The sequence below is a fragment of the Pedobacter sp. Bi27 genome (genome assembly GCF_918698255.1).
Classification (GTDB): Bacteria; Bacteroidota; Bacteroidia; order Sphingobacteriales; family Sphingobacteriaceae; genus Pedobacter.
In genome coordinates, this window is record NZ_CAKKMW010000005.1 from 203096 (window position 1) to 228436 (window position 25341).

At 43.6% G+C, this 25341-nt stretch carries 26 protein-coding genes; 5 read left to right on the forward strand and 21 right to left on the reverse strand.

Annotation, left to right across the window (positions count from 1 at the left end; genetic code table 11):
* Positions 1-845: 845 nt before the first annotated feature.
* Complete coding sequence (locus LQ227_RS18000; protein WP_371824748.1) at positions 846-968, forward strand: hypothetical protein; 123 nt, start codon at positions 846-848, stop codon at positions 966-968.
* An 89-nt stretch (positions 969-1057) separates the two neighbouring features.
* Here the strand turns inward: LQ227_RS18000 and LQ227_RS18005 are convergent, their stop codons facing one another.
* From LQ227_RS18005 to LQ227_RS18020, 4 genes are all read right to left on the reverse strand, one after another.
* On the reverse strand, positions 1058-1849 hold the full coding sequence (locus LQ227_RS18005) for a DUF4249 domain-containing protein (RefSeq protein WP_230150286.1): 792 nt from the start codon (positions 1847-1849) through the stop codon (positions 1058-1060).
* Between the two features lie 4 nt (positions 1850-1853).
* Positions 1854-4499, reverse strand: a complete 2646-nt coding sequence (locus LQ227_RS18010) for a TonB-dependent receptor (RefSeq protein WP_230150288.1) — start codon at positions 4497-4499, stop codon at positions 1854-1856.
* Positions 4500-4687: 188 nt separating this feature from the next.
* Complete coding sequence (locus LQ227_RS18015) at positions 4688-5680, reverse strand: FecR family protein (RefSeq protein WP_230150290.1); 993 nt, start codon at positions 5678-5680, stop codon at positions 4688-4690.
* A 74-nt stretch (positions 5681-5754) separates the two neighbouring features.
* The gene (locus LQ227_RS18020) at positions 5755-6354 is read right to left on the reverse strand and encodes an RNA polymerase sigma factor (protein ID WP_051691706.1); all 600 of its coding nucleotides are present in this window, start codon (positions 6352-6354) and stop codon (positions 5755-5757) included.
* A gap of 423 nt (positions 6355-6777) precedes the next feature.
* Here LQ227_RS18020 and LQ227_RS18025 point away from each other — a divergent pair, with 423 nt between their 5' ends.
* Complete coding sequence (locus LQ227_RS18025) at positions 6778-7491, forward strand: hypothetical protein (RefSeq protein ID WP_230150292.1); 714 nt, start codon at positions 6778-6780, stop codon at positions 7489-7491.
* Between the two features lie 28 nt (positions 7492-7519).
* Here the strand turns inward: LQ227_RS18025 and LQ227_RS18030 are convergent, their stop codons facing one another.
* The 13 genes from LQ227_RS18030 to LQ227_RS18090 all read right to left on the reverse strand — a co-directional run bounded on the left by LQ227_RS18030 (position 7520) and on the right by LQ227_RS18090 (position 19867).
* Positions 7520-12559, reverse strand: coding sequence for a hypothetical protein (locus LQ227_RS18030; RefSeq protein WP_230150294.1), 5040 nt, complete (start codon positions 12557-12559; stop codon positions 7520-7522).
* Between the two features lie 166 nt (positions 12560-12725).
* Positions 12726-13409: a hypothetical protein gene (locus tag LQ227_RS18035; RefSeq protein ID WP_230150296.1), complete on the reverse strand. Its 684-nt coding sequence runs from the start codon at positions 13407-13409 to the stop codon at positions 12726-12728.
* Positions 13410-13694: 285 nt separating this feature from the next.
* Complete coding sequence (locus LQ227_RS18040; RefSeq protein ID WP_230150298.1) at positions 13695-14303, reverse strand: bifunctional 2-polyprenyl-6-hydroxyphenol methylase/3-demethylubiquinol 3-O-methyltransferase UbiG; 609 nt, start codon at positions 14301-14303, stop codon at positions 13695-13697.
* Positions 14304-14461: 158 nt separating this feature from the next.
* Positions 14462-15256 carry a PRTRC system ThiF family protein gene (locus LQ227_RS18045; protein ID WP_256450306.1) on the reverse strand — a complete coding sequence of 265 codons (795 nt, stop codon included), beginning with the start codon at positions 15254-15256 and terminating at the stop codon, positions 14462-14464.
* A complete protein-coding gene (locus tag LQ227_RS18050) occupies positions 15253-15954 on the reverse strand; it encodes a PRTRC system protein B (RefSeq protein WP_230150301.1) in 702 nt (233 codons plus the stop codon). The genes LQ227_RS18045 and LQ227_RS18050 overlap by 4 nt, the downstream gene beginning before the upstream one ends.
* Entirely contained in the window at positions 15938-16792 is an 855-nt protein-coding gene (locus tag LQ227_RS18055) for a hypothetical protein (protein ID WP_230150302.1), read from the reverse strand. The genes LQ227_RS18050 and LQ227_RS18055 overlap by 17 nt, the downstream gene beginning before the upstream one ends.
* A gap of 146 nt (positions 16793-16938) precedes the next feature.
* Complete coding sequence (locus LQ227_RS18060; protein WP_230150304.1) at positions 16939-17124, reverse strand: hypothetical protein; 186 nt, start codon at positions 17122-17124, stop codon at positions 16939-16941.
* On the reverse strand, positions 17121-17339 hold the full coding sequence (locus LQ227_RS18065) for a PRTRC system protein C (RefSeq protein WP_230150306.1): 219 nt from the start codon (positions 17337-17339) through the stop codon (positions 17121-17123). Before LQ227_RS18065 ends, LQ227_RS18060 begins: the two co-directional genes overlap by 4 nt.
* A gap of 13 nt (positions 17340-17352) precedes the next feature.
* Positions 17353-17871, reverse strand: a complete 519-nt coding sequence (locus LQ227_RS18070) for a PRTRC system protein E (protein ID WP_230150308.1) — start codon at positions 17869-17871, stop codon at positions 17353-17355.
* Positions 17871-18092 carry a hypothetical protein gene (locus tag LQ227_RS18075; protein WP_230150310.1) on the reverse strand — a complete coding sequence of 74 codons (222 nt, stop codon included), beginning with the start codon at positions 18090-18092 and terminating at the stop codon, positions 17871-17873. The genes LQ227_RS18070 and LQ227_RS18075 overlap by 1 nt, the downstream gene beginning before the upstream one ends.
* Positions 18093-18143: 51 nt before the next feature.
* Complete coding sequence (locus LQ227_RS18080; protein WP_230150312.1) at positions 18144-18575, reverse strand: hypothetical protein; 432 nt, start codon at positions 18573-18575, stop codon at positions 18144-18146.
* A 19-nt stretch (positions 18576-18594) separates the two neighbouring features.
* Positions 18595-18987 carry a single-stranded DNA-binding protein gene (locus tag LQ227_RS18085; protein ID WP_230150314.1) on the reverse strand — a complete coding sequence of 131 codons (393 nt, stop codon included), beginning with the start codon at positions 18985-18987 and terminating at the stop codon, positions 18595-18597.
* 280 nt (positions 18988-19267) lie between these two features.
* Positions 19268-19867, reverse strand: coding sequence for a UPF0758 domain-containing protein (locus tag LQ227_RS18090; RefSeq protein ID WP_230150316.1), 600 nt, complete (start codon positions 19865-19867; stop codon positions 19268-19270).
* Between the two features lie 113 nt (positions 19868-19980).
* Here LQ227_RS18090 and LQ227_RS18095 point away from each other — a divergent pair, with 113 nt between their 5' ends.
* Entirely contained in the window at positions 19981-20394 is a 414-nt protein-coding gene (locus LQ227_RS18095) for a hypothetical protein (protein WP_230150318.1), read from the forward strand.
* 42 nt (positions 20395-20436) lie between these two features.
* Positions 20437-21153, forward strand: coding sequence for a hypothetical protein (locus tag LQ227_RS18100; RefSeq protein ID WP_230150320.1), 717 nt, complete (start codon positions 20437-20439; stop codon positions 21151-21153).
* Between the two features lie 40 nt (positions 21154-21193).
* Here the strand turns inward: LQ227_RS18100 and LQ227_RS18105 are convergent, their stop codons facing one another.
* From LQ227_RS18105 to istA, 4 genes are all read right to left on the reverse strand, one after another.
* Positions 21194-21346, reverse strand: coding sequence for a hypothetical protein (locus tag LQ227_RS18105; RefSeq protein ID WP_230150323.1), 153 nt, complete (start codon positions 21344-21346; stop codon positions 21194-21196).
* A gap of 23 nt (positions 21347-21369) precedes the next feature.
* Positions 21370-21753: a hypothetical protein gene (locus LQ227_RS18110; protein WP_230150325.1), complete on the reverse strand. Its 384-nt coding sequence runs from the start codon at positions 21751-21753 to the stop codon at positions 21370-21372.
* Positions 21754-22441: 688 nt separating this feature from the next.
* Entirely contained in the window at positions 22442-23203 is a 762-nt protein-coding gene (istB, locus tag LQ227_RS18115) for an IS21-like element helper ATPase IstB (protein ID WP_230150327.1), read from the reverse strand.
* A gap of 15 nt (positions 23204-23218) precedes the next feature.
* Positions 23219-24763, reverse strand: a complete 1545-nt coding sequence (gene istA / locus LQ227_RS18120) for an IS21 family transposase (RefSeq protein ID WP_230150329.1) — start codon at positions 24761-24763, stop codon at positions 23219-23221.
* A 55-nt stretch (positions 24764-24818) separates the two neighbouring features.
* Here istA and LQ227_RS18125 point away from each other — a divergent pair, with 55 nt between their 5' ends.
* Positions 24819-25241, forward strand: a complete 423-nt coding sequence (locus LQ227_RS18125; protein WP_230150333.1) for a hypothetical protein — start codon at positions 24819-24821, stop codon at positions 25239-25241.
* Positions 25242-25341 lie beyond the last annotated feature (100 nt).

Consider the following 25341-nt stretch of genomic DNA (forward strand, 5'->3'; position numbering starts at 1 on the left):
AACGATAGATACCGATTGTGTATTAATGTTTTTGTCATTTGCTGAGAACGCAAATTTGTTCCCAGATAGACTACAGCGATGAGATTGCTAATTTTAGTCTTTTTCATTGGTTATAATGTTGAGATTAAAGAAATAAAAAACCTAATGATATATATATCACTGATGCCGATAGCCTATATTATTAAAAGGTGCAATGCATCTAATCCAAAATTACCGCCAAAAAACCTAATTCGTTAGTTGGTTTGTCTAAAAATGTATAATGAATGTATTTAAATAAGGGAGCCCGAAGGGTACGATAACTATTTATAGTTAGGAAAAAAACGGATAAGGGTCTGTTCGGCTTGATTCAAGGGGATTCGTAATTGTTGTAAACTACAAAAGAAAGAAATTATTTACTTCCCCCCAACTTTTCCGCTTGATCCGAAATTATTTAATTCCCCCCAACTTTTCCGCTTGATCCCTTTTCCGCTTGATCCGTGCGTGCACAAAAAAGCCTTTAAATCTAACGATCTAAAGGCTCTCTGTTTTATAGTCGGGATGGCAGGACGAAAAACTCCCATATAATAAATTGATTATCAGTATTTTAAACCTATATTTTGTTAGTGGTGCCATAATAAGGGATTGCCATTTTTGGCCCACTTTTCAGCATGCAAAACCGCATTTTTACCAGGGCATTTTCCCAAGTCTAAAACTGTTTTAACTGAGGTAAAGTTAATCAAAATAATACATTTTGAGCTAAATATTTTATCCGTTTTTTTAAATCTTAATAAGACAAAAACTTGGTTTAAAGACAATGGGATAATTGCATATTTCAATGAAACTGTTTCTTCCTCACTTTTGCTGAAATACCCAAAAAGGGAAACAAAGCGGCTGGAACGCGTTTTCGCAAGGCTTATCAGGAAATCAAAGTTTTGGCCCAGGCTGGAAGAGCTGAAGTAACCGAGCTTAAAAACAAAGAAAGTAAATAAAAACAGGTAAACTGTTTTGGGAAATGATAGCCCTGCTTCATTTGGAGCAGGGCTATTTTTTTAGTTTGTTATTCTTTTCTGACGGGCTTTTATGGGATCACAATGGTCTTGCGCTCTACGGTATGGGCACTAAAAAAGCCAATTGCTCCTCCATTAATATTACTTACCGGATTGGCAGGAGCCGCGCCGTCGGCTGAGCCGTTGGCATTGAAAAGACTGGATAAATAGGTATATACCGGGGCTTCAATGCTATGCATTTCTACAGTCAGCCTGTCCCCCCTAACCATGTCTTTACTGATGTCCTTTGTCCTGTTTTCAAAGACAAGGTATTCGTTAATTTCCTGACCTGAGGTAAATTCATCACTGAAAACTTTATACTGGGGCTGGATCACATCATTGATGTACTGCTGGAACCAGTAGTAATTTGTGGCTGTAGCGACATCCTTAAACTTGATTTTTGGAGTTGCCCTTGTAGGTTCATAGTCCCCTGGTTTAAGCGTAAAATCCAAAAGCGGAACAGGATCTGGCATGGTGCTGCTTGCCGTAAACACTTCATTATTGATTTTAACCGTAAGTCGATAAGTCACACCAGGCGCACCGTTTATTTTATCGGTCTGGTAGATTCCTGTTGTGTTTTCGGATAATGTAACTGTTACGCCATTGCTTTCTACTTGAACCAGTGCGCCGCTAACCCCGTTGAACTGGTTGTTTTCATTGAAATCCTTGGTCTGGCTGATTTTTACCCTGCAAACCCCAGGCTGGTTGGTGATCATGCCCTCGATTACATACTTGATCTGCGGATCTTTCAGGTTTAGCTCTATCACATCATCGCATGAAGATAAAAACAGGAGCATGAAAATTAAATAAATTATAGGTTTCATCTGCTTAAAATTTAAAATTATAAGATATGGAAGGAACAAACTGGAATAATGTTGTCCTGATGGCTTCGGTTTTGCTTGGGTCGGTTTCATTGTCGCTGAACGTGATACGGAAAGGGTTTTTTCTTCCATAGGCGTTGTACAGGCTAAAGTTAAGTTCAGATGAAAAGCGTTTGGTCTGCTTTAACAGGCGTGTGGCACCCAGGTCAAGCCTGTGGTAGGCTGGCATACGGTCGCCATTGCGGTCTGAAAAATAAAAATAGCTTTTGCCCATCATGGTATATTTCCCCCTTGGATAAGTAACCGCGTTTCCGGTCGAGTATACCCAGTTGGCAGAAACTGTCCATCGTGGGCTCAGTTTATACATCCCGACAAAAGAGATATCGTGGGTTTTATCCTGACGGGCATTATACCATTCATCGTTGTTGATGCCGTCTATTTTTCGCTCTGTTTTAGACAGCGTATAACCCAGCCATCCGGTAAACCTTCCGGTTTTTTTCTTGATCAGCAGTTCCAGACCATAAGCGCGGCCCTTGCCGAAGAGCAACTGGGTCTCTATGGGTTTGCTGGTAAAGATATCAGCACCATTCCGGTAATCGATCTGGTTCTGCAGGCTTTTGTAATAGGTTTCTGCCGAAAACTCGTATGCATTCCCGCTGAAGTTTTTATAATAACCTATGGAGTACTGATCACTTAATTCTGGTTTGATGATATTGGTCGATGCCACCCATCTATCTGTCGGTGACGATGCATTGGAGTTGGAAATCAGGTGCAGGTTCTGAACATTGCGCACATATGAGGCCTTAAGGGAAGACTGTTCACTCAGTTGCAAGGCCAGGGCAAGACGCGGCTCAGGGTTGATATAGGTCTTCACCATTTCACCGCTTTTATAGTTTGTGGTTCCTGTTACATTTCCATTGTTATCCAGGTCATAAAAGTCTCCCTTTCCAAATATGCTAAAGGCAGATAACCTCAATCCATAGGTAATGTTCAGGGCATCACTTGCTTTCCAGGTATTGCTGGCGTATACCGCATTTTCCAGTGAAAACCTATTCTGGAACTGCTGGGAAAGAAAACCTGAATCGCCAGAGGCCTGTACTTCTCCTGGTTTGATATTGTGATAGGTCGCGCTCAAGCCGAAAGTAACGGTATTCTTTTCATTAAGGTACCATTGCATATTCTCTTTAAAACTCCAGTCCCTGATCTGGGAGAAGAGGCTTAGTGAGTTTTCATCGCTGTTTGATTTGACGTTATAGTTGTAATTGCTGAAAATAAGCGAGGTATTGGAAAACAGTTTGTTGTTAAAAACATGGTTCCAGCGCAGCGTCGAGGTGGCGTTCCCCCAGTTGATGCCCGATAGGTTTTCAGAGGCCAGCACGTCTTTTCCAAAGTAGCCCGAAACGTAGAGGCGGTCTTTTTCTCCAAGGATATAGTTTGCCTTAAGGTTGATATCATAAAAATATAACTGGGTGTTGCGGACCGAGCTATCGCTGGAGAGCTTTAGGAACATATCGGCATAAGTTCTTCTGGCCGAAATCAGGAAAGAGGATTTATCTTTTTGGATGGGGCCTTCAACATTTACCCTGGCTGAAATGAGTCCAACCCCACCGCTAACGCCTAGTTTCTGGTTGTTTCCATCGTTCATTTTTACATCCAGGACCGATGAAAGGCCTCCTCCATACTGGGCGGGCATACCGCTTTTATAAAGGGTAACGTTTTTGATCGCATCTGAATTGAAAGTGGAAAAGAATCCCAGTAGGTGGGTGGCATTGTATACCGGCGCCTCATCGAGCAGGATGACGTTCTGGTCGGAGCTGCCTCCACGCACAAACATCCCGCCGTTGCCTTCTCCGGCTGTTTTTACGCCCGGCAATAACTGCAGTGTTTTGATGATGTCCGGTTCGCCCAATAACACGGGTACTTCTTTGGTTTCGCGGATACTGAAACGTTCCATCCCCATCTGCGTGCTTTTGATGTCCTGGTTATTGGAGCTGCCTTTGATGGTAACGGTTTCCAGTTGATTGTTTTCATCTTCCAGTGCAGCGTTGAGCTTTACATCCTGGTTTAGCTCTACCTGTGTGTTATAGGTTTTAAAACCAACGCCCTTTACTTCAACCGTATAGGTTCCTTTGTTTAGCGTGATGGAATAAAAACCATACTCATTGGTCATTGTAGCCAGGTTAGTGCCGGCAACCTTTACCGAGGCGGCTATCAATATTTCACCGGAACCTTTGGATTTAATGGTTCCGCTCAGGGTATACTTTTCTTTGTTCTGACCGGGATCTGCCGCCGGACCGGCTCCCTGCTTTTTTACGGCCTGGGTATTGATGCGGACAAAGACCTCTTTATCCAGTACACTGAACTGTATGGATTTATCTGAAAATGCAGCAGATAGGATTTCTCTTAAAGTTTTGTTTGTTGCCTGAACACTTATCCTGGTTTTACTGGTGGCGACCTGCTCGTTATAAGTGAATTTAACGCCGGATGCTTTTGTGATCTTATCCAGGGCATTTTTAAGCTGTTCGTCAGCTAAGTTTATATTCAGTTTTTTATCCAGGGGATCCTGGGCATATGCCCGTGTTTGTACCAATGCCATTAAAAACAGGATCAGTGCGGTTAGGGTCAGGATCTTTACAGATGCTTTTTTTTTCATTATTTTTATTTTGCTGTTATGACTTATCGCTTTTTGCTATTGGAATTATTTCCAATTATTGACGATAAGCGCGAAGCGTTTCATAACTTTATGGTTAATATTAATTTCTAATGTCCCAAAGTTCTCAAGGCTCGGACATTTTTAATTGATTGGATATTTGCCTGGTTCTGTTCTACAGAGGCAGGCATTTATTTTATGATAACATAGCCCTCCCCTTTCTTTTCATATTTAAGTTCCATAATTAGACATAGTTTGTTTAGGACCTGGCTTAACTGAGCGTTCATATCCAGGTTGCCGTAAAAAGTTTTATCCGATAAACTGCCATCCAGGTTGATCCGCACGTTATACTGAGATTCGATGTCCTGGACAACCTGTTGTAAGGTGCTGCCCTTATATTCATATTTACCCAGCCTCCTGTCCAAAAAAGAAGCGGCATCCGGGTAGTCTATTTTCCTGAGTTTTTCATCGTTCTTATCAACAATGACCTGCTGGTTGGGCATTATCATCTCGGTATGGGTGCTATTTTTGGTATGAAGTGCTACTGCCACTTTTCCGCTTACCAGGGTCACGCTGATTGTTTTCTGTTTGGGATAAGCAGAAATATTGAAACTTGTACCCAGTACAACGGTATTGACCTTGCCTGTTTTGATGATAAAGGGGTGCTCCACATCATGGGCAACTTCGAAAAACGCTTCACCATCCAGGCTAACGCTTCTTTGTTTGTCGTTAAACTGATCTGGATAACTTAGCTTACTGTTAGGGCTGAGCCATACAAGGGAACCATCTGCAAGCTGTATTTTTTTTCGCTCACCCGCTGCGCTCCAGGCTTGCTGCTGGTGAACTGGGTCAATAAAATGGAGCAAGGAAGACCTGAAAAAGTATAGGCCCATGGTAAATACAACGATTGCCGCAGCGACCGAGATCCATTTGCGTAGCGGTACAGCGGGGGATGTGCGTTCTTTGAGTTTAACCTGTTTGGCCTCCAACGGCAGAAAATCGGGTCTGAGTCCGACATCTGGCACGGTGTGGGTATTGTCCCAGCTGGCCGACATGAGATCTAAAATTTCATTGTCCTGCTGCTGATCGTTTAGTGCCTTAAAAAAAAGTTCGAATTCTTCCCTGCTGCACTCGTTACTGAGGTACAATTGGTAAAGGTCTTTTAACTGCTGCTTTTCTTTCACAATGTTTCAATAGCCAAAACGGGCTGCCTTGCCCGGCTTGTTTGTACCTAATACAACTGCGGAAAGCGATGGGACTAGTTGGAATGAAAATAATTTGAAGCTGCAATTAAAAAACAGATGACGCTGTCATTTTTAGCCACGTAGTTCCGGATAAAGCGGGTTGCTTCAACCATATGGTTTTTTACGGTGTTTTTAGAAATGTTGAGCTTTTGGGCGATTTCATCATGAGTGAGGTCCTGGGTTCTACTCATCTGATAAATCAGCTTTTTCTGGGGAGGCAGGTTTTCTATCGCCTCATCATAGGTCTTTAACAGTTCTTTTTCAAGCAGACTTTCTTCGGTACTGTTCCTGAGCGTTTCGATATAACCGAAGAGTTCCTGCTGAAGAACTTTCTCCCTGGCCACTTTTTTCAGGTGGTTGAGCACATGGTTAAGTGTGATCTTTTTGATGTAGGCTCCAAAGTGCAGGTCGGTATTGATCTGTTCCCGCTTTTGCCAGATCCTGATGAATACTTCCTGTACGATCTCCTGGGCAAGGTCTGTTGATTTGCATAAACTGGCAGCGTAAACAAAAATTTTGCTCCGGTATTGGTTATAGATTTCGGCAAAGGCAGACTCATCTCCGTTTCTAAGCTGGAGCAATAATTCGATGTCTTTGGCTGGAACTGGATTCATATATTTGGTTGACATATATATATATCAAATTCATAATATTGGGATTGCATTTTAGTTAATGGTCAATACTGGTAATAGACTGTATATTCCGGTGAAAGTTAAAGCGGAATGGAGCGTCGGTTTGAAAACGGAACGAGCGGCCATTTCCCCTGAAATACCCACACTTATCAACGCAACTTTTAGACACAGCGGGCTTTCAGAATCCAAACCACATTAAAATAAAAGTACATGCATATAAGGACTGACTACCAAATTATTATCAATACTTAAAATGGAATAAAAAACCTTTAGGTGCTTGGAAAAAATGGAATAAATTTTAATATCTTAAATAAAATATAATCCAAACCAAATAACTTTCAGATGCCTTTAGCTCTTTGCTAACGCACCAGTTTAGTGTTTGGCAAAAAAACTAACTTGCTCCCAATGTCCGGCCTAAACTATGCAGACCATAAAACATTTTCCAAATACACGCTTAAATGGAAAGAACTTCATTTCATTAAAAAAAACATTAAAAAACGGGAGTTTGTCCGCTGGTTCCGCAGCCAATATGACTTCATAATCTGCTATCATGGCTGCAGGCCTAAAGATGTAAGCGAATACTATAGGAAGGGGTTCTTCCCATCGAATTTCCCCGAAACAATGCAGGCGTTTGAACAGCTGCTCGATGATACCGGTTATCATTTCCCTTATGATGTTTCCCATGTTTTGGAAACCTATCAGGGAAAAACCAACAGATTTGTTTATGTAATACTCGACGACGAAGATTTTATAGATAGGGCTCCCCACTATATAATTTATGGAAGTGAAACCATGCTTTCACTTGCCGAAAATGTTTCGCCCACAATAAAAACGCGACTGAGAAACACTGGTATCCCGACAATATTCCATCTTAAAGTGCCACTTGCAAGGATATCCGACTGTGAGCTTGTTAGTCTATATCAACAGATCGTGAGCTCAAACGGAAGCATGGAACAGCGGCGCCTGCATATCTTTTCGAACTACACAATTATTATTGAGCCTTCATTGGGTGCTGACTGTATAATCGGCCATAGCCATCCGACCGATCTCCTTTATGACCAACATGCCAGACAGTATTACCAGAACAAAACAGCCAGGTGCTGCGCATGTAGCACCTGACGGGCCCAGTTATCATTCCACCTTATAGTCATAATGGGTTAGAAAACGAGATCATAAATTCCCTGATCCAGTATGCATCTGATGACCCGTTTTCTACCAGAACATCCAGCAGGGCAAGAAAATCATACTGTAATACCCTGTCATCCATGATTTCACTAAGATGGTTTTTATACGCCCTCAACACAAGCCTATCCAAATTTTCCAACGCAGGCAAAAGTTCGGCAGCCTCTGGGGATATAAGCCTTGGGATAAGCCATATCAAAATATCCACGAGCATCCGCTGATCGCCGATAAAGGCTGCCAGATTGATCAGTGACCGCATGTGCAGATCTCCGGCCACCTCCATCATATCAAGGAAAAATTTTTCCCTCCCTTCCAATGGAGGCCAGTCAGTTGCCGTCTGTTGCCATGAAATGTCCAAAAAGAGAAACTTTCCGAACAGCGGAAAATTATTTATAAGTGTAAAGTTCCTTAACGTGGTCCACGCAACAAAGAAACGTCTGGCAGTAGCTTCAACTTCCTCTTCATTATCCGCCGGCAGATTATTATCAGCGAGGAGAATAATCTTGACCAGAATATCCTTATGAAAGTTAAAGACCTCATAAAAGTCCCTGCGTTTCTCAGTGAAAGCAGTACGCATGGATAATGACCCAGTTTCCAATATCAACGTAAAAAACGATTGGGCGTTATTTCCTTCGTTCCAGAATACTGTTTCCGAAATTTTCTTGGAAAGGGCGTACCGCAGTGAGTGAACCTCCTGCCGACCGCGGTAGCTGCGTTTCCCCTCTTTAAAAAGTTCGGCAACGATTAAATCATAGAGATTTTTCAAAAGGTCAAATACCCATTGTTCCCCCGTATCCCGTGGCAGTATATGGATCACCCTAAGAAGGATATCAAAATTATCCGATTCAATATCAAATGCTTCCATTGTGATTTCACTGCTTTCCTCTTCCTCCAGTGCCTTCGAAACGACGGCATCATAAGCCATCCAGTATTCATCAACGGCCCCTTGTCCTTTTTCCCTAACTCGGAAAAAAGAGTTTTTCATACTGAACTGCGAGTAGCGCAATATGCACCGTACCGCTTTTTTTCCAAACTCCGGGTCATCTTTCCATATGAACTTCGAAAATGACGCCATGAATATCCCAGCATCCGGATCATTTTCCTGGAACGGTGAAGTTAGGAATGCGATTACGTTCAGGGTATGCTCACTATGATTTTGGATATCTTTTTTTAATGCCAATAAAAGGTAAGCTTCCATTACCGCATCAGTGTCATGGACAGATATTTTTGTTTCCCAGTCGTAGGGGGTAAAAAATCTTTTGATCTTTGCTTCAAAGATCCGGAATATTGTTTCTTCCACCCATATCCTTTCCTCTTGCGAAAGCTGTTCCCAGAGATCCCTGATCCCAAGATGGGCAAGCATTCCTGGATTATGCAGCATGGGCGAATATTCAGGCATCCCATTGTAATATTGGAACACCTCACGCCATTTCTCCACCGCTACCGAAATCTCATGCTTTTTTCCCTGTATCAACCACCATCTATATTCTGAGTCAATGTCACGCGCCTGGGCCTCTTTTTTAATTTTATCAACATAAGGGGCAATTTCGTCCTTGTATGTAGGGGCAATCTGCAGTCTCAAGGAATCACCCAAGTCGACTTTCTCCGTTACCCTCCATGTCCTGTTGTCAATTTCATCCAGTATCCTAAGCCAGGCAAAATCGGAACTGTCCGCCGCTGCCCGATGCATATCAATCATTTCGAAGATTTTGTTATTGGCATAGCCGTAGCTGAAGCAGTATTCATTTATAAAACCACGGAGCCCTGGATTGTAACGCTTTCTGTGGGTAAGCCTATTGGATAAATGCCTTTCCCTATCCAACTCTGCATCCTCTGAACCTAACTCAAACTTGGTCATATCCCCAAGGTAACGTTCCGTATCCAGTTTCATCAACCGACGGTGGGAATAAAGCGTGGCAAGGTACTCGCCTGCAAATTCCGGATAGGCCATATATAAACTGGCCACGACCGCGGTAGTAGATACCGTTATACTCTCCCTGATTAACCGCTGAACGATCTGATCAATCTTTTCACGGTTTTCTATGCCTGTGGAGCACAGATCCAGTAGATATGCCTCGAGCGCCATCAGAACACTCTGTAAAAGATAAGGGGATACTTTCTGTCCTCCCCGAAAAAGTTCCCAAAGTGGGTTACTGGCTAATTGGTTTACTTTTGATCCATCAGGTAGTATCAATTCAATGTATCCACAATCGTCATCGTCGGAAAAATCTGAAAGAAAATAATTCTCGGCACTCCAGTTAAGCAGCCTGATAATAAAAGTCATGGCTTTCTCTTCGTGGTACCTTAGCAGCCAACGTAGAGGGGTTTGAAGGCTGCTTGGTGGAAAGTAGGATCTTCTATAGTGTTCTATCAGCCCAAAATGACCTTCGACCTCGGTTTCCCTCCTGCCACCCAACATGCGCGATAAAGGCATATGGGAATTCTCATCGGGGTAATCCACTTCACAGCTCAGCCGTAACCATTTTTTTTCAGCCAGGCCGATAACAATGTCTGGGAGATATTTAGAAATCTCTTCAGAATATTTTCCCGACAACGCATGCCCGATCAGTCTCCCTCTAATTGTGTCATCATCCCAATCGTCATCATCATCTTCTTCTGCCGGGTCCTCTAAAAGTGCCCTTATCTCTTCAGTTACGCCTCCTACCAACGAACAGAGCACCTTTACGACAAGATCTACCTCATTTTTATTCGAATAGGTTGGCTTATAGTGACTTTTTAATAGAGCGATCACAATTAGCCCAGCATCCCGTGTGGGCGCTGGAAGTATTTCATCATATGCAACCAGTTTTGCCCATTCCTGCACAACGGTAAATATAAGGGCAGACTTCTCTTGGGGGAGCATGGCAATGTTTTGCCGCAAAAAGGTAATTACCGATGCCCATCCCTGGCCAATTGGCACATAATTCCGTTGATCGATTTCACCACGACTTTCTCTACACGCCATCCGCATGATGTGTATGATACGCCATAGAAGGGAGAACGAGTCTTTTTTGAGATCGGCGTCATGACGTGCAAAAAAAGCGGCACAGTAATCCGACTGAAGTATCCCTATTATGCTTTCATCACGCCAATAACCTCCCCCTTTGCCTGTATTTTTGATAACCGTATCGGTAACAAGGTTTATCCTATTACGGTATTCTTCCTTAAGTATAAAATTGACCCATAGCCTGTATGCCCTCCTTATGGCAGGGGCAGTGCCTAACTCATCAAAGAAACCCGCCGAAGATCCATGGATATCAAATATTCCATCGACATACCTGATCAGGGCCCAGTCCTCCAGGATATCATGTGCAGGGGCAAAATTTCCATTTTCGCGGCCTTCAACAATCACCTGTTCTTTGACCAGTACTTCCAAAATCTCGGGATCTGCAACAGAGCGCACATATGGTCTCATTGATCTTGCTCTCGAAACAGCAAGGCCAATAAAAGCTTCCCTTCTTTTTTGTGGAAAACCCTTTGTAGACCCATTTAATTTATTCTCTATTATACAATCCCAGAGAATTTGCCGAAATACTGTCTCATCGATATTTTCACCAATTGTCGGCCATGATCTAGCTGCCCTTAAGGCAAAATCGAGGTATTTAGGTATTCGTAACAGCTTACGTAGCTTAGGATTTGCTATCGCCGCTTTAAGCTCGGGAAGATGTTCTGCAATAGATTCCAGCTCAAAATCTTCAAGGATTGGTACTTCAAGCCGACCAAAATCCACTATATCAGGATATTTCATTTCCAGGAGTGCAAGGTCTGAGTTTCTTACCGAAATGATAAATTTCGTGCGTGGCAGCTTTCTGGAGGCCGATAATAACTGAGAAAAGGCCGTACCTGTACCTTCCAGTAATTTCTCCATCGCATCTATGTAAATGATATTGCTATCACAGAGTGCGAAATACCCAAAGATTTCTTCTAGCGTGAGATATATTCCCTTATCCGCGAAATAGTCCCTAAGATTACCTTCACCGAGCTCGTCTGCCTTAAAACTGAGCGTAAGGCCGCTGTTGTTAAATGGGCCGTTCAATAGCATATGTTTAACCAGCGCAGACTTCCCCGCTCCGGGATTTCCATAGACGAGCAACCCCCGCCCTACCTCCAGAGTACTAGAGAAAGCATCAAAGAGTCCTGTTCTGGGGTAAAAATACCCGCCAATAGTATCTTCCATATTGCCGATGATCTCATTATTCTGTCTACCCAGCCGCTCGATCTCACTGACCTGCTCGGCTGTAGAGGTGACGCCAAAGTACCCTTTCAATTCAGGGGGGAGCATGTTATCACTGATCTGCTGCCCATTATAATTTCCAGTACTTACAAGTTCATAGCCAACTGCCCAAATTTCGGATGCAGAGTGCGCGGTGTTGGTCTTGTAACGGGCGATCAGGGAAAGAATGGCGGCCTTCTGTAAGCTTGTTGAACTACCAAAGTCCATTTCAAGGACATATATGACCTTCAGAAAATTAAAAAGGCTCTCGTCTGTTAGATCAATGCATTCGCCAGATACTATTGACCTGAATATATCCAGATATCGTTTTTTTGCCTTGATCCGGTTTACCTCTCCAAAAAAATCGACGAAAGAACTTTTGCGTCTGGCCCAATCAAGCATCACGTTCAGATGGTTTTTCTCATCTAGGATCAGGTCGCTCTTAATGATAAATATACGGTCACGGCTTTCGTTAAAGCCTTCACTGTTATTAAAATCCTTCCAAGCATTTATGATCACCTGCTTGAACTCTTCTCCATTTGTGGATATAGTCAAGTTGTGCTTGACCTGGCAGAGAATCCTAGAAACTCCATCCCCAACCTGGCTTTCCAGATACAGGTCATCGGTGTAATAACCAAGAGAAGAAGATTGTTGCCTAAAACCAGAAATAACGCCAGCTCCACCGGGGAGGTGCAGCCGCAAGAGGAAACTAAACAGGAAAGCGGTCTGAACCTCAGTTTCAAAGCTGCTTCCTCCGCCGCCTTGGGAATATATATTGCTATTTTTGGACATCCCTTATGTCTTTTCTATACTTAAAATATTATTAAATCTAATTTTAAACTCCGCTGGGAATGGAAGCCTAAATCCTGTTATGCAGATTGCAGCAAATGGGCTAAACTAAAGACAAGAAAGAAAAACAGATATCTCCATACGGTTGCATCTTTATCCTGTCCTGTGTTTATCCGACTGGCTCCGATTCCCCTAGAACCTGGTGCATTTTCTTGATGATTCTAGCAACGAGGTCTTTTAATTTTTCGTCATCCACCTCTTGGACCGTTTCAAGCTGAACGCGGGTTGATTTCCATGTCTTTTTGGATACCTTTCTTGAGATAAGCAAAATGGTTCTGTCAAGTTCCTTTCCAAGATCGTCTTTAAGCAATGGCTTCATCCAGGCTCCAATATCAAAAGGCATTTCTCCGAAATCTCCCAGATTTCCAAGATGGGACAACCTATCCTTTATACTATACTTCCCAGTGAGTTCGTAAGCTAATAGCGGTTCTATTTCAGCAAGCTCCTGTAGCACCATATCTACAGTCTTACTTAACTGCTCTAGACGATCCTCGGTCTTTCCATCCTTGAACATAGGTATTATCATGGACAAAAATTCGTCCTCGTTTATGTTGATTTCCTCTCCGGTTTCACTCTCAAGCATTTGGATCAGTCTCGGCCTAATCCCGAGCAGGCCCTGTGTAATGCTAGTCTCCTGCTGAAGTTGATGGCGGAGTTCGAGCAGATGATAAAGCAGTTTTTTGACCTTACGGCGATCCTGTTTTCTTCCTTGGAAAAAACCAGTTAGAGAAGAAAGGAAAAAACCAATGATCAGGGTAATAAAAGGTGTAATAGTCTTAAACCAGTCCATCATAGAGAAGCGTTTTGTATTTAGCCGAATTTACTTCAAATCATGAGCAAAGCAATGGATGTTTAAAACTTTCAGTCTCCTTTGTTCCTTAGATTTCCAACCTAATGGTAACAGATAAAGTTTTCTAGAACATACCTCTCAAATGCCAAGAATAATATTGCTTTTACTACATTTGTCCTGAGAGCGTTAATTTAGATACAGGGGCAACGGTGAAAGCTGTTCCCCTGTTTTTTTGTCCCGCAGTTTTTAATTGAGCAGCACCCGTACGTTTGAAATTGACGATCTACTCTATTTCCTTAAACACCATGTAGTCATTGACCGCAGATTCTGGACATTGGTTGTTTTAATAGGCTCATGCAGTGTAGCTGCAAGTTTTGCCGTAAACCTCAACAGCATTTCCTGATTGACCAAAAAGCGCTCAGATTCATCCGGCAGGATATATCTCCCGTTACCGATCGAGCGGACCAGGTTTTCAATACCGATATCCGACGCCAGGCGGCAGAACAGATAGCCTCCGGGGCGGATTACGCGCCACATAGAGTTTAACATTTCCTCGAAATGCTGCACATTGTTTGCAAAATGAAGTACCGCGCTGCTGATCACCAGGCCAAACTTTTCATCTTCGAACGGAAGTTCTTCGACCAATCCAATCCTGAAATTTTCGGAAGGGGAAGTAACAGGAAATGGTGCAGCCAGCTGCTTGATCTTGGCGATATTGCCTGCCGAGGAATCCAGGCCGTAAACCTCATACCCCGAACGCAAAAAATAATCCACGTTCCTTCCCTGTCCGCATCCAGCATCAAGAATGGTATGGCAATCATCGTATGTACCTTTTAACAGCTGGTCAAATAAATAGATGTCAATATTACCAAACTGATCTCGGAGGCTTTCTTTCATAAAACAAAAATAATGATATTCCCCGCACCATTGGTGCCCATAACCCGAATCCGTATTTTTTCTGTGGTTTCACATGATCCAGGCCGGCCGAGCATACGCTAGGATGCGAGGCCACCTGTAAATGGTGACCTCGCCAGATTAACCCCATTTTTGATCTGTTATATCTTTATAGGCGTAGTCTTAAAACCAGAAAGATTCAAAAAGAATCCCCTGTAAGAGAGCATCCCTGTACGGAACATTGACCACAAAAGCGATGCACCAAGATCTGCCAGACTTGAATTGATAAACAGATCCTGTTTGCCTAAAGCCTGTGCCAAAGAACAGCTCGGCGCTTCGTCCTCTTGGTCAGCCGTTAACACGCCTCCGTATTCTTCTATTACTGTTGGAAGCCTGCCAACTGTGCAGAACTTTTTGGAATCGGGCTGTTTGATCTCACCAAGCGTAGACAGCAGTACCTGTCCCGAATCCCTGCTGTTTCCAAAGTCCATCCAGTACATTGGGCTGTCCCGATGATTCCCCTGGGTAGAAATCCTTTCTAACAGACTGGCAATACCGAACCTTGAACTCACTATATCTACGCAGGAAAGCGAAATATTGGCCATAAATTCGGGTTTAGCCTTGTCGCCATGATCAGCATAAGCACAGTCAAATGCTTTCCAAGCTGTCCCGAAAAAACGGTTCACCCTGTTAATGAGCGCTACCGCTTTATTCATGCCGACCTCCCCATGAGAAAAAAGCTGTCTTCCCATGTTGGCTTCTTCCACGTTATCGGAATCAAATGCCCTCACGATAAGCCCTGCATGGCCAAGTGCCAAAAGCGCATGGTTGATCCTTGCTAGTGCGGTCAATAGTACGCTACCTGTACCACCCACGCCAATGAGATTGACAGAGATCGGATTGGTAGGCTGTAAAAGATAGTGTGGAACGATATGGATGTTTTCTTTAATTTTCATAACAAAACCTCCGCTAAATTTCTACCTGTTTTCTTCATGGCTATGAGTGGAAATTTCCGACCAGTGGCGATTTGCCGTTTCCATGTATCATTTAAAATTCCCCTTATCGGAACTTCGCCACCGATTAAATGGCTAAAGGAACTGCCAAAGAAATAATGCTCCCAAGAACCTGTAAATGCAGACAAAGAACAATCAATCGGTATTTCGATCTTTACGTTCCCAAAACATACCAAGCCATTTTCATATACATTATAAAAAGGTGCATGGTACAAAGGCGTTCTTTCATTCGGTCTTCCAGTTATATCCATAGCCCACACCGAGAGTTGTTTTCTATCCGCTTTCCATATCATCGGGGGAACGTAAGCCATTCCATCGGGAATATTAAGCCCCTTTACAAAATGTAATTCCTTCTTCACCATTTCTGTAAACCACACTGCACTGCCGTTCCTGCCCGTTTCGAGTTGCAATACATTTCCAGCCATCAGCCCTTTGTGGTGCAGGAAGTTTTCTGCCTGCCTCTGCGAAGAATCAAGTGCCTCTGCCAAAGACTGGCTTTCCTTTACGGAAAGCGGATGTGCATTTATGGCCACTCCTTTACTGTCAAGGTCGTGGCTTTCCACATAATAACTGTTATTGCTCTCCGCCCTGTAGACCATCAGCGCCTTAAAGGGGATATATAGATCATTGATCTTTTCCATTAAGTTTTCCATGTTCCAAATCGTATAATATATCACTAAGTTCATGCAGGATTTCAAACAACCTGCGTTCATAATCCATATCGTGTAAAGGCATTTCCTGTACCCTGTCAAAATACTGGATGCTGAGAGGCTCTTCGATTGCGCCGTATTCATTCAGTTCTGCGTTAACCGTTTCTAATAGCTGATCCTGCAGGCAGTCGACACTGCTCCAATAAAAACAGAGATACTGTTCTGCCCTGATATAGCCATCATCATAATCTGTTTCATTGGGCGTTTGCATCCCATCCATGACCGACCTGTAGGGATAGTCGATATGAAGTGCCGCCAGTTTTTTGGCGCAGGCCAATAATTCCTTATCTGTCCCATTTCTACCCTTAAACCTTTCTGTTCTTTTACCAAGGCAATCAGCGGCTTTTTTATCGGACATCCGCTTTAGCGTATAATCCCCTTTTACATGGATCATTTCAAAATGATCAAGTATATATTTTTCTTCGTCTTTATCTTCCCAATACCCACCATCAGCAGTATATTCTTCAATCATTGCGTATATGCTTTCCAGGTAGACATAATCCTCCCTAAAGTGGGGAATGCCCGTAATCTGGTGCAGATAAGCCATTACAGAAAGTAAAAGTCCTGCAAGGGCTTTATTGCCCTCACCAGTCAGCAGGTCGTACAGTGGCGCAACGGGCAGGTAAAAAAGCGTATTGCCTGTTCCAAAGGTTTTGACCGTTGCAAGGCTTACCTTACTGTCCTCGTACCTGTTTAATATAAGTTCAAGGCTATCGTCAACCAAAGTCAGTTCCGCTTTTATCCGACCAAAGTCTGCCACTATGTTCATTGGAAAAATGGCTGTGTTTTTTTGGGGCTTTTCCAAGCCGTAAAGCCTGCACAAGTTTTCGAGCGAATGGTAAAACCTGCATTCTATCCTGCGGTAATCCTTAATTGCGCTATCCCTAGACCGAAAGAGCGGTTGATGGGACTGCCTTAAAAAAGCAGTGCCAAAAGACTGATCGGGGCAGTTCCATGCCTGTCCGAGCTGATCTCTGCAAGGTCGTTTGCTTTTGAAAGGTGTTGTGCAAAGCGTCCGATATGTTGATGTAAGTTCCATAATTGTAAATTTACTGTGTTTTTTGCGGTGCGGATTTTCCGCACCTGCCTTGTTTTTTTCATCCCTTTGTGCCCAGTGTGGTCATAAAACTATAGCGTACCTCGTCCCCCTTGATTTCGGGCCCTTCGATCTTGGCATTGGTCAGAATCGGATAAGTCCCCGAATAGAAACCCATGACCTGTTCTGCCGTCCAATCTGTATTGGGATCAGCCAACCTTGTTTCCTCGCCACCCTGCTTAAAATAAAAAGCACGCGGCAGTATATCGCTCTGTAACATATTCCCTCCTTTTTTATAATAAAGTCAATTGGTTTCTTTTCCATTCCAGTTCCCTGCGCAGTTTTTCCAGTTCCTCTTTTTTTTCGGGAAACTCGGAATTTGGAGGCAGTATATCCAGTGCATCCGCATACCTACAGATGGCATTCAGTTCGCTTATTTTTTTCATCACATCCTCAAACTTCCGTTTTGGCTCCTGTTCAATATCCGTTTTTTCCGATGCCACTTTTGCACTCTTGGATTCCCCTGCTTTCTTTTTGACTTCTTCCCTTGCCTTATCGAGTTCTTTTGCAAAGCTGTCACGGTTGGCAAAAAGTTCCACGGTATTGGCCACTGGCGTGGCAATGACCTCAAAAAATGCATTGTCCAGTTCCTCGGCCGTGCCTTTCAAGAGCATGGGCGGCAGTGGCCTGCCCTTACCGTCTGTCTCCAAAAGTACCGATACCACCATCTGTTCATCGCCATCGAAAGCGATATTGATCTTCCATCCGCCTGCGCTCGGCAGGCTTTTGATATTGCTAAAAAATCCGCCCATTACCTTATATTTATTTTATTGATCCTTGTCCCCCGTTTTCCAGTGAACCTTACCCCGTAACCGTTGTTGGCGATCACATCCCTGATGATATGCTCGGCATGCGCGATGCGCACGCTGTCCCCTGCCGAAATGCACAGAAATTCCAGACTTTGAAAAAATCGAAGTGCCTTTGCAATCTCCAGTAAGGCTTTACGCTCTGTTTTATCTGATATAATACCCATAATATTTTCTTTTAATGGGGAGCGGATAACCGCCCCCCTGTTTGTACCTAGTTATAACTCCTCAATATTGACATCAATCATTCCCAACCAATGCATTGTGGCATCGGACAGGTCATCGGAGGTTACCTCGTTTTCTTTTAGTGCCTGTTTTAAGCCTTCGATATCTTCATCCCTCCAATCGTAGCAGGTACACATATAGTTGCCGTAAACCTCGAATCCTGCATCGTTCTGCAAGTCAAAGCCCGTAAGCCCCTCAATTTCATTCCTTGCTTCCTGCATGATGGAATCCATCACCACGTAACACGGATCGATGTCACTGATTTTCATGCAACATTCATCGGCAAATGCTTCGACCTGCTCATAAGCCCAACCCGAATCATGGCCTGCCGATAATGCATTCTCCACGGCCATTTTAATATCAAGGTATCCATAGGGACAGAAAGCCTCCCTAAATTCCCCGATTTCCCTTTCCAGATTTTCCATCCCTATTTCCTCCTAGAATTTAAAATGGCAAATCCCCGTTTTCATCCCCTTTATCCACCACCATCAAAGGCCGTGAACCACTGGTAGGTGCAGTAGCACTGGCAGGCGCAGAAGCCGAAAACATTTTGATGTCCGATACATGCATGGTAATACTAGCCTTTGCCTCCCCATCATTTGAAATCCATGCATTCACGCCGATACGGCCACAAACCTGCACAACACCCCCTTTTTTTAGATAAGGCGCAATGCCTGTCCCGAGCCAATAGGAACATTCTACGAATGTTGCCACTTCTTTTTTCTCCCCTCCGCTCATATAGCTGTCATTTACTACCAGTCTGAAACCGGTAACTTTTCTGTCTCCGCTTACCATCCTTGTTACGGCATCTGCGGTCAATCTTCCTGTAATCTCCATGATTAAAGTTTTTTAGTTAAAATTTAATTAATTCATCCTTTCGTCCGTTTCCAAAAAATTTGTTTCCCTGAGGAAAAATGGAATAAAAGATGCCGGATCCCGGCCGTGACCTTATAAGCCCAGCGCAGCACTATAAGTCCCGGAGGGTGGGACCGCGCAGCGGGACCATTATGCGTGCGCAGCTGGGCGGAGGTCACAATATTTGCATCATTTTATTTTATTTTTTTCTCCGGGTGACAAATCACGCTCTTAAAAAAAGGCGCAGGTAAAGACAGCATCTTCAATTCCGGGAGTACCGGAAATCAGCAGGGCTACCGGTAATGGGCGCGGCAAGAAAGGAGCGCCGGCCCAGTTCCATGGCTGCGAGTATCACCGAACATTTTGCCATCCCGATACCCGGCATCCTGCAAAGGTCTGCCTGGGTCATGCCGATCAGTTTTGCGATATTACCACCAAGGTGGCCTAGCAGTTCATCCGCCATGTGAGTGGCATCATCCGAGGTAGTTCCAAGGCCTAACAGCAACGAAACCAGTTCATGCTCGGTAAGTGTTCCTGCACCATAAAGGCCAAGCCGCTCGCGAAGGGGCATATCAGGATCCATGCTTTCCCGGATCGCCCTGATCTCCTGTACCTTTTCACGGATATCCCTGGGCGTCTCCTCCTGGTTTTCCGAGTATGCGCCCGAATGCAGCAGGTAGGCAAAAGCGGATATCATCGGCTGTATCACGTCTTCAAAAATCACCACCTTGGTCCGCTTTACCGGACCATCGGAGCAGGTTTCCATCCTGGCGATGCGCAGGTAATGCCTGCCGTTCACTGCTTCCAGGTAATCAAAAAAATAAATGTCCTTTCCTGAACGGAATGACTCTGTTGCTATCATCCTATTTTTCATAACTTTATGCTTTAGTGCAGGACAAAGTTGGGAATGGACGAAACCAATATTCGGTTGCCAGCCGTAACAGGCATGGTTACCGGATAAAAACCGGATAATTCATGACAGAACAGACACAGAAAAATAACGGATCAGATACCGGATACCGCAAATGCGAGGTATGCGGGCTCTCATTCGAGGGCCGCTCGGATAAGCGCTTCTGCAGCGATGCCTGCAGGAATGCTAACAAAAGACAGGTTCAGCGGATAAGTGGTTGGCAGGAACCAGCCTTTGTCGAAAAGATCCACCGCATGCTGCGCCACAACAGGCAGATATTAAAGGAAAGACTGGGCGATGAAACCAAACTCATCATCAGTAAAGCTGACCTGATCGAGGCAGGTTTCCATTTCGGGTATTGTACAAGTGTATTCAGCAAGGAGATGAATATTTACCGTTTCTGCTACGACTACGGTTGGCTGGAGGTAGAAAATGGGAAAATCCTACTTGTCAAAAATGAACGGCAGATAGATCTCTAATACAGCTGATTTATGTTCAATCACCCTCGCAACATTAGGTCTATGGACCTACCAAAAGCAATCAGTTTGTTGAGAATCATATCCGGGGAAATTGATGAATTTTTCAACACCACAAGTCAAATTACGGTTGCCCGTTCGACAGATGTATATGATTTCGCCCGTCGTAAAGAAGTGATCAGAAAGGAATTTCCTACCGGAAGGGACTTCAGCCGTTTTCTGAGAAAGATGGAGCAGGATGGCATACTGCGCCAGATTATCAGCAACTGTAATGTGGACGTAGCCAATCCCAACTTCTATCAATGGAGGTTTTTCAGAAAGGAAGCTAAAATACCGACGGAACTGAATTCGGAATCGGTAAGACCTTCAGCTATATATTTTAAATCCGAGCGGAACATAGCCACCAACGATGGCGGGGCAGTAAGGTCCTATCAAGAACAATACATATATAACAGGTTGCTGGAAGAAAATGGTTTAAAGTTTTACTACGAAAGGCCATTTGATATAAAGGGATATAACAAGATTCCCGATTTCACTATAATAGCTCTCCAGAGCAGAACTGTTTACCACTGGGAACATTTCGGGATGATTGAGGATCCCTCATATGAGATTTATGCGGAGAAAAAAATACAGTGGTATATTGATCATGGTTATCGTTTCATAGAAAACGGAGGCAGATTCATCATAACCTACTATAGGAATGAAACGGTACTCCATGATGATGTTGAACGGATCCTTAAATTGATTAAACTTAATCCCTGATCATAATATAGCTTGCGAAGCCGGGAGTACCATAACCTTTCTAAAGCTGCCATCTACTGATGGGATCATCACTCAGCTTTTCCCTTTTACCCTTAGCCTCCAGCATAAAATCGCTGCTAAAGCCACTATTGTATACTCGGAAATTTACATGCCATTCATCCTTTAACATACCCGATATGAACTTGGTGAACATATGTTCAAAGGTTTCAATGTTGATTACTTCATTGAGTTCATATACTTCTTTATGAAGTCATTTACGGCATCTTGTTTGGGCACTTTCTCCTTCATCGATTTAACCTTTTCCCGGACAAAGATATTTTTCAGAAATCCGCTCGATTCTTTAATCTCATTGGTTGTGGCCTCTATCTGCTTCAACGTCTCAAATATTGTTATCTCATTTACCTGCTGATTTAGCGAGGCCAAGCTGTGTCTGATTTCCTCAAGCTCGATTTTAAATGCAAGTAGATCATTTAGTGGAAGTTCTAGCACGGTACCTGTTAGCCTTCTGGAATTTTTCATTTCCAGCTTTTTTTCTATTATGCTTACCTTTTTGAGTAATGATTCCATTCTTTCAGTTAAATCTTCCAAGATTATTTTCATCACAATGCTGTAGAATAATTGGATGAAGGAACTTTAAATAAATTCCTTCTTCCAGAATAAAATTAAAGTGGAGTTGTAAACTAAACTACAAAATAAGAATTAAACACGTAATACACAGTAAATCAATTAGTTAAACAGAATATAAGAGCAAAAAAATCACTGTTTTTAAGTGTTGGGGATTTCGCTAAAAGTGTGCACCAGTTTTCATTCCAAACTGTACACCCCGCTTTTTACCATCCGGTCTTGATGGAATCGTAAAGACTGAGCCAAATATATTAAATCCTCCCAGATTCCTTCCCTTCATTTTCCAATCTATCTTTCCTGCATTTGATCAACCAATCCTCCACAGAAGATGGTTTTGCAACAAAAACGGCCTTCCAGAACAAGATTTACAGCAAATCAACCCGCTTTTAAAAACACATTAGAATAAGAAATATAATTTTTGATTTTAAGGCTATTAGAACATCTCCGTTTCGATTTCTCTAGGCGAAACAATCATTGAATCCACCCCCGCTTTTCAGAAGCTTAAAACCGCTTAAAATGAGCCGAGTGGCCACTTTCAAGCGAAATCTAGTGAACAATATAGGCCGAAAAAGATGGCCACGATGGATGAAAACCAGTGGCCACTTTTAGCGGAACCCCCACATAAAAAAACATGAAGGCGGTAAAACGCCCTGTTCAGCGCCTATTATTGAAACGTGTTCTCGAGATCCTCTAATTTTTTCGGTCTCACTTTCCGCATCGATTCTCCAAGGGCTTCGATCCTGTGGGCATCATGAACGATCCTATCCAGCACTGCATCTGCAATGGTCTTCTCTCCAATCATCTCGAACCATGCACTTACCGGAAGCTGGGAGGTAAAGATCATGGAGGTCTTGCCATGCAGATCCTCTACTATCTCCATCAGCATAAGCCTGCTCTGGTTGTCCAGTGGATGCAATCCAAAGTCATCCAGGATCAACAGTTCTGCCCTGAGGATCTTTGCGACCTCTTTGAAATAACTGTTATCAGCTTTGGCCTGCTTAAGCCTGGCAAAGAGTTTTGGTGCGCTCCAATAAACTACCCGAAAGCCTTTTGCGCAGGCCTGGTGTCCTATTGCTGAAGCTATATAGCTCTTACCTATCCCTGTGGGACCGGTAATGAGTATATTGTCATGGTTTTCAATGAATGCACATTCAGCAAGCCTGAGGATCTGTGAGCGGTCAATGTTACGGTCCCTGTTAAAGTTGATCAGTTCAATGGAAGCTTTGTAGCGGAACTTTGCGCCGTCAATGAGCCTGTTGATCTTTCTGTTCATACGGTCTTCGTATTCCGCATCAACAAGTTCTGCAAGCAACTGATCGGGAGTATATCCCTCAACACTACCGGTTTCCAGGTTTGTTTTAAAGGCATGGAACATGCCATAGAGCTTTAGGGATCTGAGTTTATCTAATGTATCTGAGTTATTCATTTTATTGGTTATAGGTTATTTATAATATTCCTCGCCGCGGATGTTTTCATGGGAAGGCATCGGCAGGTCCTGTGAAAAGACATTTTCACGCTGGCTGTCCATATTATTTTCCAGGATCGACTGTATGGTCTTGAAAACACGGACATCAATGCCATAGTCCATGGCCCGTCTGCACGCCCCTGCCAACCGATCACGGCCGAATTTACGCTCCAGCCCCAGGATCCCTTCACAGGTCTTTATCTTCTGGTCTTCATGGCGACGGCTTTCCAGTATTGATTTGATCACTGTCAGCACATCGCTATGGATGGCCTCAGCACGCTCCACAAATGTTTCCGGTGTGCGTTCAGCTGAATACCTATGGGTACTGGACAGGTGGCTGTTATTGGTGGTATAGGCATGCGGGACTTTGCTTCGCTTATGGATAGCAATCCTTTCGAACTTGGAAAAGATTTCAACCACCGAAGCCGAATAGATGATCTTGACCTTCTTGCTCAGGAACCGCACAGGAACGCTGTAATAATGTTTGTCGGTCCCCAAAAGGATATGGCTATCCTTGTTCACCTTGGCATGGAAGGACTGCTTAAGCTCAAAGCGGTCTACTGGCAGGGGTTTAAGTTCTTTTCTTTCAATTTCTTCAAACTGCATACGGCGGCTGTAGGTCCTGCCTTTGAGCAGCTGATTGTTGTGTTTGGCAAGATATTCCCATATCGCAACGTTCAGCTCCGAAAGGGAGAAGTATTCCTTTTGCCTTATGGGAACATAAAGCCTGGTATAGATAATCCGCACAGCACCTTCAACCAGTGCTTTATCCCTTGGCTTGTAAGCCCTTGTAGGCAGTACACAGGTATCGTAATGCAACGCAAAATCTTCAAAAGTTTCATTAACGGTAGGCTCATACCTATGGCTCCGGGTGACGGCAGCCCGCAGGTTATCCGGGACTATCGCTGAGGGCACCCCACCAAGGAAATGCAGGGTATTTTCGCAGGCGGAAATAAAGTCTTCCTTTTGCTGGCTGCGTACCGCTTCAACATAGGTGAGCTGGCTTGCCCCAAGGATGGCCACAAAAACCTCTACAGAAACTACTTCCCCCGTTTTTTTATTGATATAGCTCAGTTTCTCGCCGGCATAATCAACAAAGAGTTTATCTCCGACTTTATGCGTGCGGTGCATCGTGGGGTTAACCTTGGCAAGCCAGTCATTGAAGTACCTACAGAACTGGGTATACTGATATCCGTCAGGAAACTCCTTCATGTAATCTTCCCAGAGCAGCATCCTGGTGACCCCTGTCCGTTTAAGTTCCCTTTCAATCTTTGGAAAACAGCGCTGGAGTGTCTGCATGCGCTGGCTGCCCAAAGAGGGCCTTTTTTCTTGGACCTTTCCGAAAAGCTCTTCCAGTTCCGCGTCTCCCAGGGAATCAACTTCCTTCAGCGAAAGCCCACAGGTATCAAACGCGGTAATGTACTTCCTGACTGTTGTACGAGACAGGTCTAAATAGCCCGCGATCGTGAGCTTTCCTTTACCCTGGTCATACAGCCTTAGGATTTTTCTAATTTTATTCATGCTAATAGTAATATTGGCCATTAATTAATTGAATTATTAATTTTTTCCAAGATGGTTGCTACTGCTAAAAGCATCAGGGTCAGGATCTGGTCAGACTGAACATTTTGGTGTAAATATCTGTGACCACTTTGCCCCGAAAACGGGTGTTCAGCTTCGGGCGCTTAACGATGGCCACGATCAGCATAATATCCATACACCAAAAAACAATGTTTTTTTATCTGACTATCCAGCCACTGTCAATACTTTTTTCGCCAGTCTTTTCATACCACTCTTGGGAAAACCTTGTGCCTGTTTTGCGGCCATCGCCGAAAAACCCGTCACGTCAACAATTGCAGTTCTCATGCCCGTTATCCCAGTAAATAATTGTCCTCATCCGCGCTATTCTGCGCATCAGATTCAAAAAATGCTGGATCCGGATGAACATCATTTGTTTTTTTGGTTAGAATTGGAATTGGAACTTTCAAGATGTCCCAATTAATCTGATGAACTTTTAATACATAATACCTCCATTTCCTATCTGCCCCCTAATACGCCTGATTTTAAGGCCGCTACATCGGGCTGGCCAAATTTGAAGACAA

What these genes read in the sequence shown, in the direction of transcription:
- LQ227_RS18095 (WP_230150318.1), top strand. Translation starts at nt 19,981, where the DNA reads ATGACAGAACAGACACAGAAAAATAACGGATCAGATACCGGATACCGC.
- LQ227_RS18045 (WP_256450306.1), bottom strand. Translation starts at nt 15,256, where the DNA reads ATGAAAATTAAAGAAAACATCCATATCGTTCCACACTATCTTTTACAG.
- LQ227_RS18035 (WP_230150296.1), bottom strand. Translation starts at nt 13,409, where the DNA reads ATGATGGACTGGTTTAAGACTATTACACCTTTTATTACCCTGATCATT.
- istB (WP_230150327.1), bottom strand. Translation starts at nt 23,203, where the DNA reads ATGAATAACTCAGATACATTAGATAAACTCAGATCCCTAAAGCTCTAT.
- LQ227_RS18050 (WP_230150301.1), bottom strand. Translation starts at nt 15,954, where the DNA reads ATGGAAAAGATCAATGATCTATATATCCCCTTTAAGGCGCTGATGGTC.
- LQ227_RS18065 (WP_230150306.1), bottom strand. Translation starts at nt 17,339, where the DNA reads ATGTTACAGAGCGATATACTGCCGCGTGCTTTTTATTTTAAGCAGGGT.
- LQ227_RS18070 (WP_230150308.1), bottom strand. Translation starts at nt 17,871, where the DNA reads ATGGGCGGATTTTTTAGCAATATCAAAAGCCTGCCGAGCGCAGGCGGA.
- LQ227_RS18010 (WP_230150288.1), bottom strand. Translation starts at nt 4,499, where the DNA reads ATGAAAAAAAAAGCATCTGTAAAGATCCTGACCCTAACCGCACTGATC.
- LQ227_RS18090 (WP_230150316.1), bottom strand. Translation starts at nt 19,867, where the DNA reads ATGATAGCAACAGAGTCATTCCGTTCAGGAAAGGACATTTATTTTTTT.
- LQ227_RS18055 (WP_230150302.1), bottom strand. Translation starts at nt 16,792, where the DNA reads ATGAACATAGTGGCAGACTTTGGTCGGATAAAAGCGGAACTGACTTTG.
- LQ227_RS18040 (WP_230150298.1), bottom strand. Translation starts at nt 14,303, where the DNA reads ATGAAAGAAAGCCTCCGAGATCAGTTTGGTAATATTGACATCTATTTA.
- LQ227_RS18080 (WP_230150312.1), bottom strand. Translation starts at nt 18,575, where the DNA reads ATGGAAAATCTGGAAAGGGAAATCGGGGAATTTAGGGAGGCTTTCTGT.
- LQ227_RS18075 (WP_230150310.1), bottom strand. Translation starts at nt 18,092, where the DNA reads ATGGGTATTATATCAGATAAAACAGAGCGTAAAGCCTTACTGGAGATT.
- LQ227_RS18100 (WP_230150320.1), top strand. Translation starts at nt 20,437, where the DNA reads ATGGACCTACCAAAAGCAATCAGTTTGTTGAGAATCATATCCGGGGAA.
- LQ227_RS18085 (WP_230150314.1), bottom strand. Translation starts at nt 18,987, where the DNA reads ATGGAGATTACAGGAAGATTGACCGCAGATGCCGTAACAAGGATGGTA.
- LQ227_RS18020 (WP_051691706.1), bottom strand. Translation starts at nt 6,354, where the DNA reads ATGAATCCAGTTCCAGCCAAAGACATCGAATTATTGCTCCAGCTTAGA.
- LQ227_RS18030 (WP_230150294.1), bottom strand. Translation starts at nt 12,559, where the DNA reads ATGTCCAAAAATAGCAATATATATTCCCAAGGCGGCGGAGGAAGCAGC.
- LQ227_RS18110 (WP_230150325.1), bottom strand. Translation starts at nt 21,753, where the DNA reads ATGAAAATAATCTTGGAAGATTTAACTGAAAGAATGGAATCATTACTC.
- LQ227_RS18060 (WP_230150304.1), bottom strand. Translation starts at nt 17,124, where the DNA reads ATGAAAAAAACAAGGCAGGTGCGGAAAATCCGCACCGCAAAAAACACA.
- LQ227_RS18105 (WP_230150323.1), bottom strand. Translation starts at nt 21,346, where the DNA reads ATGTTCACCAAGTTCATATCGGGTATGTTAAAGGATGAATGGCATGTA.
- istA (WP_230150329.1), bottom strand. Translation starts at nt 24,763, where the DNA reads ATGAATAAAATTAGAAAAATCCTAAGGCTGTATGACCAGGGTAAAGGA.
- LQ227_RS18005 (WP_230150286.1), bottom strand. Translation starts at nt 1,849, where the DNA reads ATGAAACCTATAATTTATTTAATTTTCATGCTCCTGTTTTTATCTTCA.
- LQ227_RS18025 (WP_230150292.1), top strand. Translation starts at nt 6,778, where the DNA reads ATGTCCGGCCTAAACTATGCAGACCATAAAACATTTTCCAAATACACG.